Origin of the sequence: Microcystis sp. LEGE 08355 (assembly GCF_015207185.1) — a bacterium.
Classification (GTDB): domain Bacteria; phylum Cyanobacteriota; class Cyanobacteriia; order Cyanobacteriales; family Microcystaceae; genus Microcystis; species Microcystis panniformis.
The window spans coordinates 1-1,545 of record NZ_JADEXI010000832.1 but is presented as its reverse complement, the minus strand read 5'-3'; the positions used below and the strand labels follow the sequence as shown (position 1 = coordinate 1,545).

Here is a 1,545-nt window from a genome sequence, read left to right as displayed (position 1 = left end):
TGCTGGCTTTGTTAGCCGCCGGCCTGTACTTTACTGGATGGACTTATCGCTGGACTTACTTCAGCTTCTTTCAACTCGAAGTCACCACCCTTAACCTACCCGGCGAATCCTTTTATCTTGCCGCCTTCCAAACCTTTTTCGGGGAACCCCTCGCCTTCCTGAGAACCATTCTCGTTTTGGGTGTGACAGTCTTAGCTATTCTCGTCACCCTGCACTGGGGCCAAAAATGGGGCAGTAAATACCTACGAAGATTGCCCTTTACTTTCAATGAAGCCCAGACAAAGATTCTTAACTTTCTCGCCTCTCTGCTGAATGAGCTAATTATCGTCCTCTTTATCCTCACCGCCCTCTTTTGGCTGGCCCGTTGGCAAGCCCAAGCGGATGCTTGGAAAGATGCCGTCAACGACACCTCCTCACTGCCTGTCGTCACCCTCCTGATGTCCAAAAATGCCCCTTTAGGACGCAAACTCGATAACCCCCTCGATAACCCGACTGACTTGCGGATCATCGGCGATCGCAAAGCCTACGATCGCCTCCTTGGTGAAGAACTCACCGACCTGAGCAATTCTAACAACCCCAGAGTTTGGCGACTTCTTCTCAAAGGAGACGGTTATGCCTATATTTTCCCCGCCTTACCGAAAAAGGCTCCCCGGTTGACCATTCCCGTGGCGATCGTTTATGAAAAAGATAATGGTGTTCAGCTAACCATTCTCAATGCCTCCCCGTCTCCACGGTAAAATAGACAATGCTTACCCTAGTCATGCAAGGCGTAAAATTTCCCAGATTTTCAGATATTCTCGCTAACTACTTTTGTAGGTCTTCATTGGCCCGAAAAATCGCTTCTTGACCATCACTAGAGGCCACAAAACCCATAAAAGCTTTGACCGTTTCACTAGCAGGTTCTTTGTAAACGTAGTAAAGGGTACGCTGCCAGGGATAATTAGGTTCACTAGGTAAAATTCCCTCAATAGCGATCGCCCTGACGGTTTTTTGGTTGACAATTTGGCTATAGGTTGCGTAACTAATGCCATTCAGTCCCAAAACTCGCAAAATTGGGGTGGTGGCATCCATCTCCATCATTTTAAAATTAGTTCCCCTACCAAATTCTCCCCCTTGCAGGACTTCCTGACGAAAACTTTGATAAGTGCCACTAATCGGAGGACGATTAATCACTTGAATAGTAGCAGCAGAACCGCCCACCTCCGACCAAGAGGTGATTTTTCCGGTAAAAATATCTTTAACTTGGGTAGTGGTTAACCCCCCCGCAAAGGGATTTTTTACCCCCACCACAATAGCGATCGCATCTCGAACAATCGGACTAGAAGCCAATCCCTGAGATCGTTCCGACTCGGTTAAAGGTCGTGACACCGCCGCAATATCGATCGCCCCCCGGGCCACTTCCTCTAATCCCCTATCAGATCCTTGAGCATTTGTCAAGACCTCTACCCCCTGAAATTTGGCAGTTAAAGCGGCTTTTAAGGCTTAATTAATCTGTACCATACTGGAAGAGCCGGTAATGCGAATTGTCGTGCCACTGGGGATAGA

1 protein-coding gene and 1 pseudogene are annotated in these 1,545 nt (G+C 48.1%); one reads left to right on the top strand and one right to left on the bottom strand.

The window, feature by feature from the left end:
* Positions 1–2 precede the first annotated feature (2 nt).
* Entirely contained in the window at positions 3–737 is a 735-nt protein-coding gene (locus IQ242_RS24470; RefSeq protein WP_228021198.1) for a hypothetical protein, read from the top strand.
* Between the two features lie 67 nt (positions 738–804).
* Here IQ242_RS24470 and IQ242_RS24465 read toward each other — a convergent pair.
* A pseudogene (locus IQ242_RS24465) lies at positions 805–1,545 on the bottom strand (phosphate ABC transporter substrate-binding protein); the annotation flags it as partial.